General features: G+C 42.0%; 11 protein-coding genes and 1 pseudogene. 5 read left to right on the forward strand and 7 right to left on the reverse strand.

What is annotated here, in order from left to right:
• Window positions 1-18: 18 nt before the first annotated feature.
• From pabB to OCI93_RS01125, 5 genes and pseudogenes are all read left to right on the forward strand, one after another.
• Window positions 19-2,250, forward strand: coding sequence for an aminodeoxychorismate synthase component I (gene pabB / locus OCI93_RS01105; RefSeq protein WP_261625583.1), 2,232 nt, complete (start codon window positions 19-21; stop codon window positions 2,248-2,250).
• Window positions 2,247-4,694 carry an AMP-binding protein gene (locus OCI93_RS01110; RefSeq protein WP_261625584.1) on the forward strand — a complete coding sequence of 816 codons (2,448 nt, stop codon included), beginning with the start codon at window positions 2,247-2,249 and terminating at the stop codon, window positions 4,692-4,694. The genes pabB and OCI93_RS01110 overlap by 4 nt, the downstream gene beginning before the upstream one ends.
• 140 nt (window positions 4,695-4,834) lie before the next feature.
• On the forward strand, window positions 4,835-5,548 hold the full coding sequence (locus OCI93_RS01115) for a TenA family transcriptional regulator (protein ID WP_261625585.1): 714 nt from the start codon (window positions 4,835-4,837) through the stop codon (window positions 5,546-5,548).
• Window positions 5,549-5,564: 16 nt separating this feature from the next.
• Window positions 5,565-6,344, forward strand: a complete 780-nt coding sequence (locus tag OCI93_RS01120; protein WP_261595084.1) for an aldolase — start codon at window positions 5,565-5,567, stop codon at window positions 6,342-6,344.
• Window positions 6,345-6,620: 276 nt separating this feature from the next.
• Window positions 6,621-7,735: pseudogene (locus tag OCI93_RS01125) on the forward strand (ISAs1 family transposase).
• A gap of 87 nt (window positions 7,736-7,822) precedes the next feature.
• On the opposite strand, the gene OCI93_RS01130 reads toward OCI93_RS01125, so the two are convergent.
• The 7 genes from OCI93_RS01130 to OCI93_RS01160 all read right to left on the reverse strand — a co-directional run bounded on the left by OCI93_RS01130 (window position 7,823) and on the right by OCI93_RS01160 (window position 16,748).
• Window positions 7,823-8,029, reverse strand: a complete 207-nt coding sequence (locus OCI93_RS01130) for a hypothetical protein (RefSeq protein ID WP_410007610.1) — start codon at window positions 8,027-8,029, stop codon at window positions 7,823-7,825.
• A gap of 322 nt (window positions 8,030-8,351) precedes the next feature.
• Complete coding sequence (locus OCI93_RS01135) at window positions 8,352-8,567, reverse strand: DUF6500 family protein (RefSeq protein ID WP_261591545.1); 216 nt, start codon at window positions 8,565-8,567, stop codon at window positions 8,352-8,354.
• Window positions 8,568-8,736: 169 nt separating this feature from the next.
• Window positions 8,737-9,762: a 2Fe-2S iron-sulfur cluster-binding protein gene (locus OCI93_RS01140; RefSeq protein WP_261625586.1), complete on the reverse strand. Its 1,026-nt coding sequence runs from the start codon at window positions 9,760-9,762 to the stop codon at window positions 8,737-8,739.
• Window positions 9,763-9,765: 3 nt separating this feature from the next.
• Window positions 9,766-10,473, reverse strand: coding sequence for a PepSY domain-containing protein (locus OCI93_RS01145; RefSeq protein WP_261625587.1), 708 nt, complete (start codon window positions 10,471-10,473; stop codon window positions 9,766-9,768).
• Window positions 10,457-13,615, reverse strand: a complete 3,159-nt coding sequence (locus tag OCI93_RS01150) for an efflux RND transporter permease subunit (RefSeq protein WP_261625588.1) — start codon at window positions 13,613-13,615, stop codon at window positions 10,457-10,459. The genes OCI93_RS01145 and OCI93_RS01150 overlap by 17 nt, the downstream gene beginning before the upstream one ends.
• Window positions 13,616-13,626: 11 nt before the next feature.
• Window positions 13,627-15,372 (reverse strand): efflux RND transporter periplasmic adaptor subunit, encoded by a 1,746-nt coding sequence (locus tag OCI93_RS01155; protein ID WP_261591549.1) that lies wholly within the window; start codon window positions 15,370-15,372, stop codon window positions 13,627-13,629.
• Complete coding sequence (locus tag OCI93_RS01160) at window positions 15,372-16,748, reverse strand: TolC family protein (RefSeq protein ID WP_261625589.1); 1,377 nt, start codon at window positions 16,746-16,748, stop codon at window positions 15,372-15,374. The genes OCI93_RS01155 and OCI93_RS01160 overlap by 1 nt, the downstream gene beginning before the upstream one ends.
• Window positions 16,749-16,751: the final 3 nt, after the last annotated feature.

The following is a 16,751-nucleotide window of genomic DNA, read 5'->3' on the forward strand; positions in this document are numbered from 1 at the left end:
TAAGTTTAAGGAAAGACTGTGAAAATTTTGATTGTAGACAACTACGATAGTTTTACATTTAATCTCTATCAGTACATTAGTGAAGTATTTGGTGTTTTACCGACAGTAGTAAAAAATCGTGATGAAACTGTTGATGTCGAAGAGTTTGATGCAATAGTCATCTCACCAGGTCCTGGTACACCGTATCGAGAAAGTGATATAGGGATCTGTGAAAGAATAATAAAAACAACTGATAAGCCGTTACTAGGCATCTGTTTAGGACACCAGTCTATTGTCGTCTGTATGGGCGGAAATGTTGAGCTTTCAGGGGTTCCCTATCATGGTCGAACAAGTGAGATTGTACATGGTGGTAGTGGCATTTTTTCAAATTTACCAAACTCTCTGGAAATCGTGCGCTATCATTCTTTGATCGCACATCAACCATTGCCTGAGGAGTTGATAGCAACGGCCTTTACAAAAGATGGCATGATTATGGGTGTTGAACACCGCACCCGTCCTATGTGGGGTGTGCAATTCCACCCAGAATCTGTCTATACCAACTGCGGCAGACAGATAATTGAAAACTTTAAAATGTTGGTTGACCGTCATTATATTGAATGTAAAAAACCCGCTTTGCTTGCGGAGAAATCAGCGTTAGCAAATGAGGATATAGAGCAAGTACAGAAAACACAGTGGCATTGTCATTTTGAAACACTTGATGTCGATGTGAAAGCAGTTGATGTGTTTAGAGCATTGTATAAAAAGTCAAAGTACAGCTTTTGGTTAGATTCAAGTTCGATTAATAACGCTGAAGCACGTTTTTCATTTATGGGGGATGCCAGTGGTGCGGAATCATTCTGGTTTGCTTATGATGTTGAAACAAAAAACATTACTTTAGATACCCATGGTAAAAAAACTGAATTAACAAAGTGTTACCAAGACTTTGTAGCCGAGTCTTTAGCGGCCACAGTGATTGGTGCGGAAGATTTACCATTTGATTTTTGTGGTGGCTTGGTGGGCTTTCAAGGTTATGAGTTGAAGTCTGAAACGGAATCAGTAGAGAGTAAATATAGCTCAAAACACCCCGATGCTTCTGGAGTATTTGTAGATCGCTTTATTGCTTTTGATCACAAAACGGGACTTGTTTATGTTGTTGCTATTGAAAAAGGCAATGTGGTAGGTAAAACAAAGAGTGATGCACTTACTTGGTTGGAAACAACGTGTAACACCCTTAAAAAGATTGAAAAAGAAGGCGTTAACACCGCTGCTAACTCTCATGCTTTGTTGGATAAGTATAATAAATCGCAGCAAAATGTTGAGTTTACCTTGGAAGACGGCGAAAAAGAGTATATTGAAAAAATAGCGCATTGTAAGGAATACATCTTACAAGGTGAAAGTTATGAGATCTGCTTAACTAATAGGATACGTTCAACGCTAAATGTAGAGCCTTTTGCACTTTACAATGTGTTAAGGCAAGTAAATCCAGCACCAAGAGCGGCCTATTTACATTGTCCTGAGTTTTCTGTTCTTTGTTCATCACCTGAGAAGTTTGTTAGTGTTGGTAGAAATGCCGTGGTTGAAGCCAAACCTATCAAAGGCACCCGAAAACGTGGTGCAACTGAGCAAGAAGATGCAGCGTTAATAAAAGACTTGGCAGAAAGCGAAAAGGATCATGCAGAGAATCTCATGATCGTCGACTTATTGCGCAATGACTTAAATCGTGTGTGTGAAGCCGGTTCTGTTTGGGTTCCTAAAGCGATGCAAATAGAAAGTTACGCTTCTGTCCATCAGTTAGTATCAACAGTTCGTGGCAGGTTAAAAGATCAAGAAACACTTGCCAGCTTGTTTGGTGCAGCCTTTCCCCCTGGCTCAATGACCGGAGCGCCTAAAACTAGAACACTTGAGATCATCGACCATCTTGAATCGTCAGCTCGAGGTATTTATTCAGGTTCAATTGGTTACATGTCTCTCAATGGTGCCTCAGAATTAAATGTCGCGATTCGTACCTTAGTCGCAAGTGATAATTCTATAGAGATTGGGGTTGGTGGTGCGATCACTTGGTTATCGGATCCTGAAGAAGAGTTTGAAGAAATTTTGATTAAGGGCCGTGCCTTGATGAGGGCGATCACTAAGTATGCAACTGGAGATGAAAATCGCTATCAAGTTATAGGTATTACGTCTGATGATGTCGCAGATGCGTCATTGGAAGGGATAAATACACAAAGTGATGAAGATCTACTTTGTGCAGAGGAAGAAGGGTTAGAAGCATGAATAAACATCATATAGTTTTTGGTGAATTAAATTATGCGACGGCGCGTTTAATTTTGACCTTAGTAACTGACCAATTAAGTGAGCGCATATCTATCATCATTCGACAGAGTTCGGATGAAGTGGCTTGTAAAAATGTCGTTTTTAAATGTTTAAACGAAATAGCCACCAAGAATAACGTTTTGCTCAGTACAACCGAGCTAGAAAAGCTGACGGTGTATAACCACGACTGTAATACTGGAGCAAATGACGCGTTAGTTGAAATAGAGCAGCGACTGACCTCGCTGGGTATTTATCATCATGAAACAGTGCGTTGGGAAGTTGAAACGCTAGTTAAATGCAGCGCTAGTACACAGAGTTACGCAAAAATACTGAAGTACTTGCCACGTGATGAAGAACAGCGAAGTGTACAGCAAATTGATATTGCAAATATTTTAGGTCCGGTTGGTCATTATCAAGACGAGCTTGATACGCCTCTAAACCGTTTTATTTTCAGCTTATTAGAATATTCGGAAGAGGTAAAAGGGCGCACTGTAAAGGTGCATATTCCAAAAGATATTGAATTAGAGTTTTTGCCTTTCGAATGTTATCTGGATGAAATTTTGGCTAATGAGGTGTGTGTCAAAATAGCCAAGGATACCGTGAACATCTCAGCACAGAAGCTGGTGACTAAGATAGCAAGCGTGCTGGCACTAGACCTAGAGTTCGTAAATGACGCGCTCGAACAAGATTTGGATCTTATTGAATTTCTTGAGCGAGAAGAGCTTACGTTATCAACAAGTAAAGACACACTTAAGACTGAAGAGAATACGGACTCATTTTTAAGTTCGCTTTGTATGCAAGCTAGTGAGGCGAAGACGTGGAAAGAGGATATTAACGTTGATGCTATTTTGTTTGCTCATGAAAAGAAGCATACAGAATCACTAAACTTTGCTGATAAGCTCTTAGAAATTGCTCGTACAATTAAACAAGACAAAGTAGCTATTCATCATGCGCTTGGTGATATGAAATATGGCGATTTTGAACATTCAATAAAAAATGCTGTTTCAAACGTCGTCAATCTAGATATTAAGCCAGGTACACGCGTTGGGGTTATTTCTAATGACAGTACCCACTTCACCATTGCTGTGTTGTCTTTGATGTACTCGGGGTGTACAGCCATTATTATTAACCCATTATTAAAAGCAGAAACAATTGCCCAAGCGATTAGGTCTGCACAGGTTGATATTGTATTCGGTGATGATGACTTTTTTGAATTAGCCAGTGAGAGTGAGCACTTGCCAACAGGTTTGATTTCTCTATTTGCTAATATTAGAGAAGTCGCACCAATTTGCGATGGTGCTGATGATAAAGGAGTAACACATTGGGCTCCTGCCCGAACGCGCCCATTTGATTATGCAATTGGCATGTTTTCGTCTGGTACTACTGGCATTCCAAAACTCATTTTACATCGTCATCAAGACTTTGTTGTTGCAGCTGAGCGCTATGCCGCGCAAGTACTTAATATCAATAGTAGTGATCGCGCACTATCTGTCTCTAGAATGAGTTTTGCGTTTGGTTTGCATAACTGTTTTAACGCTTTATACAACAGCGCAACGGCGATTTTGTCACCACCTACGTTGTCCATTGATGAGATAGTTGAATCGATAAAGCTTTATAAACCAACAATTTTTTATGCGGTGCCAACCGTATACCAATTCTTGCTGACACATGAAAACATCAGTGCCAATGATTTTATTACAGTGCGTTGCTTTGTTTCTGCAGGTGATCGGATGCCAATAGAATTAAATCGAAAGTGGCAGGCAAAATTCAATGCCGTGATCCTAGATAGTCTGGGTTCTACTGAAGCATTTAGTACGTATCTCACCAACATTCCTGGTTCCAATAGAGCGCTTGGGGATACAGGAAAAATAGTCCCAGGCTTTGATGCAAAGATTTTAAACGGACGGGGAATTATTTGCTCACATGGTGATATTGGAACTTTATGGTTGAAAGGACCCACTTTACCGAGTCGGTATGAAAGCAATAATGCTGAAACTGAGGCTCGGTTCAAAGATGGCTGGTACTGTACAAACGACATGTTCAAATGTGATAAAGATGGATATTTCCGTTACATAGGTCGGGCAGATGACGTAATTAAAGTATCAGGTCAGTGGGTTTCGCCACAAGATATTGAAGATGTACTTTTAGGCCACCCTGATGTTGTTGAGATAGCGGTTGTAGCAGTGGGTGATCATGAGACCACAACTAGACCAAAAGCGTTTGTGGTGACAAAGCGACAGGACTATGAACAATTGACGAAAGAGCTAAAGGAATATGCGAAACAAAATCTTGAAAGGTGGAAATATCCTCATTTATTTCAATACGCAAAAAGTTTACCTAAAACGGTTACTGGGAAGCTGCAGCGTTATCGGCTTAAAGGTGTTGTAAACGAATTGGTATTGTAGTTTAAACCGACCACTGCGGCGGCTCTTGCATACCAAAAGGCAGCCGCAAAACAAGTTTTAAGTAAGTAATTACTTAAATGTATGTTAACGCTTCTTTTAAAGGATAGAAGCAAGTAAAAACGAGTGACGGAGACAATAAAATGACACAGAGTATAAGCAAGCTTGAAACAAGCATTAAAGCGCTAGCAACAAAGCTGAATGGGCATTCATTTTTGCAAAGGTGCAGAGATGGTTCAATTTCACTGGATGAATTAAAAGCATTTTTACTTCAGCAGGGTTTATACAGTGCTTACTTTACACGTTACCTTTGTGCCATGATGGCAAACTTGCCATCAAATGACCAAGTAATGGAATTGGCGGAAAACTTATTTGAAGAGCTGGGTTTAGAGCCAGGTAGCCCAACTCCTCACCACATTATTTATCGCAATATGTTAGATAGTTTTGGTATTGAGCTTGACTCAACCAAAATTAAGCATGAAACACAGGCTTTAATTGACTGTATGTTTGCACACTGTCGAGAGTTAAACCCCGCATTTGGGCTCGGTGCATTATGCATTGGTGCTGAAGCGATTGTACCTGAGCTGTATTCGAGCTTGGTCGCGGGATTTAGACATCATGGTGTACCTGATGAACAAATACATTTTTTACTTTTGCATATTGAATGTGATGATGGACATGCAGAAACATTAAATGACATTATGTTAGAAATAGCAGGTTCAAACGAATTTCAACTCGACAATATGATTAAAGCAGGTGAACAAATAATTGAAGCACGTTTGGCCTTTTTTGACGCGATTGAAAATAAAATACCTCACGCAGTTAAATTAGAAAGTGCGAGTATAGCGTTCACGTAACAATATGGATGTAAGCATGGAAACCACATTAACAATGGATAAACAATCTATCATGGCCAAAAGTCGTGAAGAGATTGCTCAAAAGCTACCTGAAGGTAAGTGGAGTGAGAAACAAAAAGTGGCACTTACATGCCGAATACTTTTTGCACAGGGACATGACTCAGGTTTGGCGGGCCAGATAACCGCTTGTGATAAGCATTCTGGTGAATACTTCACTCAACCATTTGGCTATGGTTTTGATGAAATAACGACAGATAACTTGCTTAAAGTAAACAAAGATTTGGAAGTCATAGAAGGGGATGGAATGCCAAATCCTGCAAATCGGTTTCATTCTTGGATTTACAATGCAAGACCTGATGTAGGGTGTATTATTCACACTCATCCGCCGCATGTTTCTGCATTATCTATGTTGGAACGGCCATTAAAAATTTCGCATATGGATACATGCATGCTTTATGACGATGTCGCTTTTCTGGCGAAGTGGCCGGGAGTACCTGTGGGTAATGAAGAAGGTGAAATTATCTCGGGTATTTTAGGTGATAAGCGTGCAGCACTGTTGTGCCATCATGGTTTAGTTGTAGCTGGTCGCACTATCGAAGAGGCTTGTATGTTAGCTATTCAATGTGAACGAGCTGCCAAGCTGCAGTTATTAGCAGAAGCTGCGGGTGAGATAAAAGAAGTCAACCCTGAACTAGCCAAAGAAGCCCATGACTGGATTTTGCAGGATAAACGCTCAAAAGCAGGCTTTGCATACTATGCTCGGCGGACACAAAAAGAGTGCGACTTTACTGTATAAAAACGCATGAAGTTGAAGTATAAAAGCCAGCTAGATAGCTGGCTTTTATACTCATATTAGCCCCTAGATTATCATTCGTAACTTACATAAATCATTATGCTTCATTACTTATTTCGCGTATTGAACGTTTTTGACTTGAATAAACTTTATATCTCAAAGATGAACATTGCCTAGTAACGCAGGGCAAGATCGCGAACATTGTTTAAGCAAAAAAATACTCTAAAGTTGACCTCGCGCGCTTGCTGTGAACTCATACTCATTTTTGAGCGTCACTCCATGTTCCTTGAAGCTTTTGCTATCCACTTTAATGCAATAAAGACTGCCGACAAACTGCTAAGATCCACTATCCGCTGCATGACTTAATGTTCGTGTCCCTGTGTGGAATAATTGCAGGTGCTCAAGGCTGGTCAGATATTCGAGATTATGCAGAAGGACATCTTGAGTGGTTCCAAAAGCATGGCTTTTTGGTTGATGGTGTACCCGCCGACGATACGATTGCTCGCACGTTATCACGCATTGACCCGGAGCAGTTTCAGTTTTGTTTCGCCAACTGGATGCGTGATATTCAAAAAAACACTTCAGGCGAACTTATTGCGATAGACGGCAAGACACTGCGAAGCTCTTATCATCGCGATGACCGCAGCGCCACCATTCATATGGTGAACGCCTTTGCCTGCGCCAACAAACTTGTCCTTGGGCAAATAAAAACAGCTGATAAGTCGAATGAAATTACTGCCATTCCAGAGTTATTAGATATGTTAGACGTCAGTGGCGCACTGGTATCCATTGACGCAATGGGCTGCCAAACGGATATTGCCGAGAAAATTATTGATAAGGGAGGAGGCTATTTATTAGCACTAAAAGCAAATCAAAGCACCTTATTTGAAGCGGTAAAACGAGCATTTAAAGCCCAGCGTCAGCAGCCGATGGATGGTATTATTATAGAACAAAATAAGGGTCGAATTGAGGCCAGAATCTACTATACACAAGATGCCAGCGCGCTGACCGAGCAGTTTCCCCAATGGTCCCAATTGCGTACACTAGGTATGAGTATTGGCTTTCGGGCAACCAAAGGTAAAGAGTCAGAATTAAGCTACCGATATCACATCAGTTCAGCCAATTTAAATGAACAGCAACTGGCTAATGGCGTTCGTCATCATTGGCAAATAGAAAACAGTCTGCATTGGGTACTGGATGTGAGTATGAATGAGGATAATTGCCAAATTTATCAAGATAATGGAGCAGAAAATCTCGCTGTATTACGGCAGTTGGCATTGAACATGCTCAGACAAGAGCCATCCAAATTAAGCATTCCAAAAAAGCAGAAAAAAGCTTGGATGAAAACTGAATATTTAGAGGCTATTTTGACGGCGGGAATAACCGCTGGGTAAAAAGTGCTCATTCATGCGGTTGCCCTGCCTAGTAACGCAGTTAGTGTGACATTTAGCTCTAAAAGTAATTATGTGGAATGATATTATTTATTCATCGTCATTTAGGCCATCACCATTATCTTCTTTTCGCTTGCGTTGTTCTTGCTTGGCTTTTTCTACATTTTTATACACGGTGGGCGGTATTGGGAAAAGGCTAATAAGTGGCATCAGGGCTAAAAATATAAATGCGCCTTTAGGCATCTTTTTACCCCATTTAACCATAATTACCATAATTTTTATGGCAATAGCAAACATGATAAAAAAGATACAGTAGGTAAGCAAACCGATACTTTGGCCAGTAAAACTTAAAAATTCCATTTAGCACACCTTATTACTTTAAAGTAATAAGGTGTGGGTTAAATAGGGTTATTCAATAGCAAAGGCAGACTGTTTAAGGTAATGAGATTGTAAAACAAGTTCACAATGACTGGATAGGCTCAACTATGACACTGATTAGTAAGGCGGCAGTACCCAAATATACGTCTGTTGTCTTACTGACGAAGGTCAGTATCTCTTAAACGGCTTGTATTTATTCAATAGCAGGTTAATTGCTGTAACCGCTTTGCCTAGTAGAGGATTACATATCTTCGACCATTTTTTTGATTTTTACGGCTTTTTCAAAGTGATCAAGCTGGTGGGTTTTTATCCACCAAGTGGCTGCTTCCATAAGTAGTTCTGGGTCGCTGTTTTTATTGGCAAAAAACGCGTAAAAAGATAACCCCACGTTGTCGCCTTTGTAGGCTATTTTACTATCACATACTTCAATCATTCTGCTGCGGAGGCTAGCTCTCATTGAGGGCGGTCCTTATTGGTGGGAGGCAAAAGCGCGGCTTAGTGTAGCATCCATCAAGGCTTTAGGGGGATATAGTTATCATTAACGCATGAATAGATTTCAATTTTATAATCCAAAATATCTTTATTGAGCAAATTTGCTTATCTCAAGCTGGGGAAGTTAAGATAAGTTAATCATCGCATCTGATTAACTTAGCGCGCACTTCAATGTCGGTTACTTCGCCTGCATTGTGCTCACAAGCCAGTCGGTAGCCTTGCTCAAGCTTTGCATCTGATAGCCGCGCTTTATCTGCACTCGTCGCATTAACCACTGACTTGCAGCGTACTTTACATAAGCCGCAGGTTCCCCCGCCACCACAACTTGAAGGCAATTGAATGCCAGATGCGATTAAGCCATCAAATAAACTGCTTTTTGTTTCTAAAGCAAGAGTATGGGTTTGCTGACTGGTCAGTTCTGTGACCGTTACACTCTTTTTATGATGCTTAAAAATGAGGCTCAGTTGCCCAGCTTTAAAGCGCTCGATTAACCATGTAGCGCCAGTTAATGAAAGTACTAAGGTGGTAATGGCAAATATAATGATCAGCCAATGATTAAACCCGCCTGTGTTCATGTAATCCATAAAGTGCAATTTAAATGCGAGGTCACGCAGTCGCCTATCATCATTAACATGGGCGATAACTTGGCCAGAGCTGTGCTCAATGTATATATGGGTGTTGTTGGCATCATTTAGGATTACTTGCCAAAGCGGGTTTTGCTCTTTAGGTAGCGCAGCAATGGGTGGCTCAAGTAAACGCGCCTCGGTAATGTTAACAGCTTCTTTGAAAGACTTAAGCGCGATGGTGCGTGCCAGTGTTTCGTTTAAAGGTGCGGGAGTTCCTGTTTGTGCATCTAATAAATAAACAACTTTGGTTTGATAACGATGGGCACCGGCTTGTTCAATAATTTGATAATAAGGCTGGCCCAAAATCCACAGTAGTTTAATGCTTTGTGCAGGTTTTATAGCAAGGCTTTGCAAAGGTATTAAGCTGGTGTGCGGCACTTTGGCTCTGTGAACCACAGTACGTAAATTAGCATTGCCTGCGCCTTTTTTATGGTCCATTAAGTTAAAATACAAACCAGTAATAAGCCAAATAAGTAGTTGCAGGCCCACAAATAACGAGAGCCATTTATGTAAGGTTTTGTTTAGTTTAAACATAACTTAGTTGGCTCCTGTACTGCTGGGCTTGAATACGCGTTGGTAAGTAAGCATCAAGCCAAGTAGGGCCGCTGAGACACTAAGCAAGGCAATGAATAGCAAAAACCAGTTGGCCACATTTTCGCCGTCATCATAATCCATAATATGAAAGCGCCACATCCAATCGAACATTCGCCAAAAAAAATGTCGTTTAGTCACGATATTGCCAAAGTGTTGGCTGATATAAAAAGTGGGTGATGAGTAATGTTCAAATACCACTTGCCACACAGGTAAATGACGTGTTGAAAGCTCGCTAGGGAGTGTGCTTGTATCATCAATTAACTGCACTGAAGCGATGCTGTTATTACCACGCATGTTGTGTTTGGCGATTAATAAAGCGCGGTCTTTATCTATCAACGGCAGTGGCGCGCCTGTTTGAGCATTCAGCATGTATTTACGCTGATTTTTATCAACAAAACGATAAATTGGCTTACCTAACAATTGGGTTAGTTCAACTTGTATGGCATCAGGGTATTCACTCAGCAAATTGCTGAATGAATAGTTAACCTGTGCAAGTGCTATGGGTTGCTTGGTTTGCGCTTGCAGCGACTCGCCATGAATAAAGTGAATATCCATACTCACCATATATAACCCACTGAGTGACCAAATTAAAAATTGTATGCCAATAAAGGCCATTAACCATTTATGGGCTTTTCTAACTGTTCTTATCAACGTGATTAACGCCTTTATTAAATTGCACAATATCGGTGTATTTTACCAAACTGTAAATGGCGGGCAGTACGATTAAGGTCAGCAATACTGCGCTGCTCATACCACCCACCATAGGGGCGGCAATTCTGCTGATTATCTCTGAACCTGTGCCGCTACCATATAAAATGGGCAGTAAACCGATGATGATAGTGGCAACAGTCATCATAACAGGCCTTACGCGAAGGCCTGCACCGTGCAGTAACGCCTCTTGGTAACGTTCAAGCGTAATTACTTGGCCTTCTTGCTGAGCTTTTTCTTTTAAATCAGTGAGAGCTTGATTTAAATAAACCAACATAATAACACCGATTTCTACCGCAACACCCGCAAGGGCAATAAATCCTACACCTACCGCAACTGAAAAGTTAAAGCCTTCTAAATACATTAACCATAAACCGCCTATCATGGCCATAGGTAAAGTGATAATAATAATGGCAACCTCTTTGAATGCCCTAAAGTTGAGGTATAATAAAATCACAATAATGGCTAGCGTAAGCGGTAATATGTAATTGAGTTTGGCTTTGGCTCGCTCCATATACTCATACTGACCTGCCCAAGTTACTGAGTAGCCTGCGGGTAAATCTAACTGGTTTGCTAAGTGTGTTTTTGCATTGGCGACATAGCTGCCCACATCTACGCCTTCAATGTCGATAAAGGTCCAACCGTTGATGCGAGCATTTTCGCTTTTTATACCGGGTGGGCCTGTTTCAATGTATACGCGGGCAACGTCACCAAGGGCAATGCGCTCGCCTAAGGGCGTTACTACGGGCAGACGCGCAAGTTGCTCTGGTGAATCACGATAATCTTGTGGATAACGTAAGTTAACGGGGTAGCGCTCTTGGCCTTCAATGGTTTGCGTGACATTCATGCCACCAATGGCCGTGGCTACAACTTGTTGCACATCAGCAATGTTTAAACCAAAGCGGCTGGCTTTTTGCCGAGAAATATCCACTTTAATATATCTACCACCAGCAACCCGCTCGGAGTACACCGACGCAGTGCCTGCAACATCTGGTAAAATACGCTCAATTTGCTGGCCTATGTCTTGAATAACCGCTAAATCTGCCCCCGCGACTTTAATACCAACAGGGGTTTTAATGCCGGTTGCCAACATATCAATACGGGTTTTTATGGGCATCACCCATGCATTGGTTAAGCCGGGGAAGGTGACTAGCTCGTTGAGTTCAGCCTTTAGAGTTTCGGTGGTCATGCCAGCTCGCCATTGTGACTTGGGCTTTAATTGAATAAAGGTTTCAATCATGGTCAATGGAGCGGGGTCGGTGGCGGTTTCAGCGCGACCAACTTTACCAAACACGTTCTCTACCTCAGGCACGGTGCGAATAAGCTTATCGGTTTGTTGTAGTAACTCACGGGCTTTTCCAATCGAAATACCCGGGTACGTGGTGGGCATATACATTAAATCACCCTCATCGAGGGGAGGAATGAACTCACTGCCAATTTTATTAACCGGATAAAAGCCTGCCACTGTGATGGCAATTGCCAGCACAATAGTGAGCTTTGGAAACGCCATTACTTTTTTTAGTACAGGCATATACAGTGTAATCAATAAGCGATTCAGTGGGTTTTTTTGCTCCGATACTACTTTACCGCGAATAAAGTAACCCATAAGTACCGGCACGAGTGTAATGGCAAGGCCTGCAGCCGCAGCCATCGCATAGGTTTTGGTGTAAGCCAGTGGGGCAAACATCCGCCCTTCTTGCGCCTCTAAAATAAACACCGGTAAAAAAGATACGGTAATGATCAACAAACTAAAAAATAGGGCAGGGCCAACTTCGCTGGCTGATTTTGCCACAATATGCCAGCGGTTCTCATCGGTCAGTGGGGTCTTTTCCATATGCTTGTGCATGTTTTCAATCATCACAATGGCACCATCGGTCATCGCGCCAATGGCAATAGCAATACCACCTAATGACATAATATTGGCGTTGACGCCTTGCAAGTACATAACGATAAACGCAACTAAAATACCCAGTGGTAGGGTTACCACCGCAACAATAGACGAGCGTAAATGAAACAAAAAAACAACACACACAAGTGCAACCACGGCAAGTTCTTCGAGCAGTTTGCTCCATAAATTATCTACAGCGCTTTCGATAAGTTTTGAGCGGTCGTATACGGTGACTATTTCAACGCCTTCAGGTAACGAATTTTTTAGCGAGGTAAGTTTGGCTTTAACGCCTTCAATAGTGGTTTGTGCATTTTCGCCAAAGCGCATAACTACAACACCGCCAACGACTTCGCCCTCGCCATTTAGCTCAGCAATACCCCGGCGCATTTGCGGACCTAAATTAACGTTGGCAACATCACCAATGGTTAGCGGTGTGCCTTGTTGGTTAACACCTAAAGGAATTTGTTCTATGTCGCTGACCGACTTGATATACCCTGTTGCGGTAACCATGTATTCGGCTTCTGCCATTTCAACCACTGAGGCACCCGTTTCTTGGTTGCCCCGTTTAAGCGCTGTTTGAATATGCGTTAGAGGGATGTTGTAGGCGCGCAGTTTGTCGGGGTCAACCTGTACTTGGTATTGCTTAACCATTCCGCCCACGGCCGCTACCTCCGACACCCCAGACACGGTTTGTAGCTCATACTTTAAAAACCAATCTTGTAGGCTTCTTAGTTGGCTTAAGTCATGCTTGCCAGTTTTATCTGTTAAGGCGTAAATATATACCCAGCCCACGCCGGTGGCATCAGGCCCCAATTGTGGTTTAGCGCTATCGGGTAGGCTCGGGGATACTTGGCTTAAATACTCCAACACGCGAGAGCGAGCCCAGTATAAATCAGTGTTGTCATCAAAAATAATATAAACGTAAGAGTCACCAAAAAATGAGTACCCGCGCACCGTTTGTGCTCCCGGAACTGACAGCATAGCGGTAGTCAGCGGGAAGGTGACTTGATCTTGCACCACTTGGGGCGCTTGGCCTGGGTAACTGGTTTTTATAATGACTTGTACATCGGATAGGTCAGGAATGGCATCAACGGGCGTATTCTTAAGCGAAAATACCCCTGCAAAGGCTATGATCACCGTAACAAGTAAAACAAATAAGCGATTACCTATGGACCATCTAATAATAGCTTCAATCATGGTGATGCCCCTTATTCATGATTCATATGTGTGCTTGGCACATCGTTGTTATCATGCGTTTTAGGCGCAATGTTTACCACCACTAAGTCATCCCTAACCTCAAAAGTAAAGGTAATGTTATCGCCTATTTTAAATTGGCTTAAATCAATATTATCTGCAATTGTAAAGTCCATTGTAGCGGCTGGGCGATGCCATTTTTCAATTGGCCCTCGGCTGATATTAAGTGTACCAGTGGTAACATTAATGGCGTTAATAACACCATTGACGGTGGCGCTAGCAACGTTTTGTTTAGGTTCAGTCATAATGTGAATAGTGGTTATTTCATAGTGATCATTAGGTGTTTTTGTGACTTCAAAATGAAGTATTTGCTTGGCTTTGAGCGTGTTGATATCTACTTTGTTTGCTACATCAAAGTCCATAGTCATGGTGGGCCAGTCCCAATCTGCAACTGGGTCGTGCGTTATATTAACCACCCGCTTATTGGCCATGACCTGATTTATTTCACCTTGCATCCAAACAGCGTTGGGCTTTGCACTTTGGCTCATACGTTTAAAATCAGAATTTTTACTTGATTCTGAGTCAATTAAGAACTGTGCCGAGGTCACCACGGTATCGTCTTGGGTTAGCCCTTTTAAAACCTCAATGTAGGTTTCACTCACGCGGCCAGTTGTTACTGCAATGGATTTAAATTGACCACCGCCCAGTGCCAATACCACTCTATTTTGTTTACCTGTTCGGATCACAGACTCTTTAGGCACTAAAATAACAGGCTTGTCTACATTGGCATTAATGGTCACTTGGGCGAACATATTGGGTTTGAGTTCAAAATTAGGGTTATCGAATTTGAGTCGCACGCGCAGTGTTCGGGTTTTACTATTAAGAACGGGGTAAACGTAATCGACCATGCCTTGCCAAGTTTTGCCTGGCAGGTAGTCTAAGGTCATAGACACAGGTAACCCTTGTTTAATTAACGCAGTATCACGCTCAAATACCTCGGCTTCGACCCAAACTTGATCGAGCTTGGCAATACTCATTAGAGTATTGCCGGGTTTAACGTAATACCCCTCACGTATTTTTAAGCCATCTATCACCCCTGACTGCGGTGAATAAAAGGTGATGGTTTGATGTACTTTTTTACTTTGCTCTAACTCGTTTATAAATGACTCCGTTAACTGCAATGCTGTTAAGCGTGCTTTTGCGGCATCGATTAGTGAGCTGTTATTGCGTTTGAGGGCAATCAATAGTTCTTCTTGGGCATTAACGAGTTGCGGCGAGTAGAGCGTATAAAGTGGTTGACCTTTTTTAACCGGATTGCCGACTGCTTTGATAAATAGCTTTTCAATCCAGCCATCAACTCTAGGGTGAATATGCAGTAGTTTATCTTCATCATATTGCACATAGCCAACGGTGGATATTTGTGTGTGCAGGGCTTTAAATTCAACCGGTGCGGTTCTTACCCCTAAATTATTCACTACATGGGGTGCAATTTTTACAAGGCCAGTGCCGTGTTCAGTTGTGTTACTTTGTTCATAAACAGGCACTAAGTCCATGCCCATGGGCGATTTACCAGGTTCATCTCGGCGGTAATTTGCATCCATTGGGGCAACCCAGTACAGCGGTTTTTTTTCATCTGAATTGCTGTTTTGAGTTGTTGTTGAGCCATCGTTTACTAGCGAGGGCATGACGCTTTTGGTTATCACTACGCCAAGGGCTACGCCTGCAATTAAAGCAATAAGGCTTTTTTTATTTGCCAACATTAGTGAGCTCCTTGGTGCTGTGTTGTAAAAGCACTAGATTGGGTTAATAAATAATTGATTTTTGTCACAGACTTGAGCGCATTTACGTCGATTTTTAATGCCGCAATCTTAGCGTTAAGTTCAGTGATCCGTGCTCGTACTACCTCTGAAAAGTCGCCATCATCATTAGTGTAAGCAGTTAGAGCAGCCTCAGCTTGATGATGAGTTTGTTCAAGCAATTGCTGTTTATATAAAGCTTGTCTTTGCGATAAACGTTTTAGTTGCGCCAGCTCTTTTTCGACTTCGATAAGCATCTGTTTAGCCGTTATATATTTTTGCGTTTTAATTGCTTCAGACTCAGCAATAGTTGCTGCGACTTGCCTGTCTTGCTTGTTATGTGTAAATAAAGGCAAATCAAAACTAACACCAATAGAAAACAAGTCAGCACGGCTATCACCTGATGGCATATCGTCGCGATAACCATAACTGGCATTTATGCCCCACTGTGGCTGATATTGCTGCTTACTTAGTTGAATGGCTTTTTGTGATGCTTGATGTGAAATATCAATGGCGAGTAAGGCAGGGTGATTAAGTAGTAATTTAACGGCTTTGGCGCGCTCATAATGCAGCGGCTTTAGCAGTTGTGCATGTTCTAAGGTTATGTTGGGCAGTTCTGTGGGCAACGCGATGGTAATCGCAGCAAAAGCCATGCTATTTAGGCTGTTGAGCTGATTGGTATCGAATAACTGTAGCCATTCATTTAACTGTGCCAAGGTGGTGTCTAATTGTTGTTGCTCAACCGTTAAACGGTCTTCAAGTTGAATAATTTCAAGTTGTGCACGAATCACATCTTGCTGTCTTGTTTTACCTATTGCACTGGCGTAATTGGCTTTAGCAACTTGTGCCATTTGCTCAAAAAGCCCCCAGTCTTGCTTGATTAAAGCGATGGTACGCTGCGCAAGGTAGGCGTCTAACCATAACTGCGAGATAAGGCGCTTTAACTTGGCATTACGTTCTTCTCGCTGTAATGGAAGTTGCTTGGCAGAGAGTTTTAACTGTGCTGATTGTATCGCTAAGCTATCACCTCTTGGCAGCATTTGCGATACGGCTACTTTAAATTGAGCCATGCCCTCTTGGGCAAAGTGCCCACCATCGGCGGGAAGGTTCTGCACTCCAAGCGACACTTTTGGGTCGGCGAATGTATTAGCAGCAATACTTTTATTTTCAATGGCAGTTTGTTTTAAACGGTTTTGATGCTGCCATGCGTCATTGTGTTGTGCTAAGGAAATAGCATCATTGAGTGATACCACAGATTGCGTGTGAGCTGTGCTATATAGAGGTAAAAATAGAGGTAAAAATAAACTAATTACCACCGTTTTAAAAAATGAATGTGTCATGGT

The sequence above is a fragment of the Pseudoalteromonas holothuriae genome, from assembly GCF_945859825.1.
GTDB lineage: Bacteria > Pseudomonadota > Gammaproteobacteria > Enterobacterales > Alteromonadaceae > Pseudoalteromonas > Pseudoalteromonas holothuriae.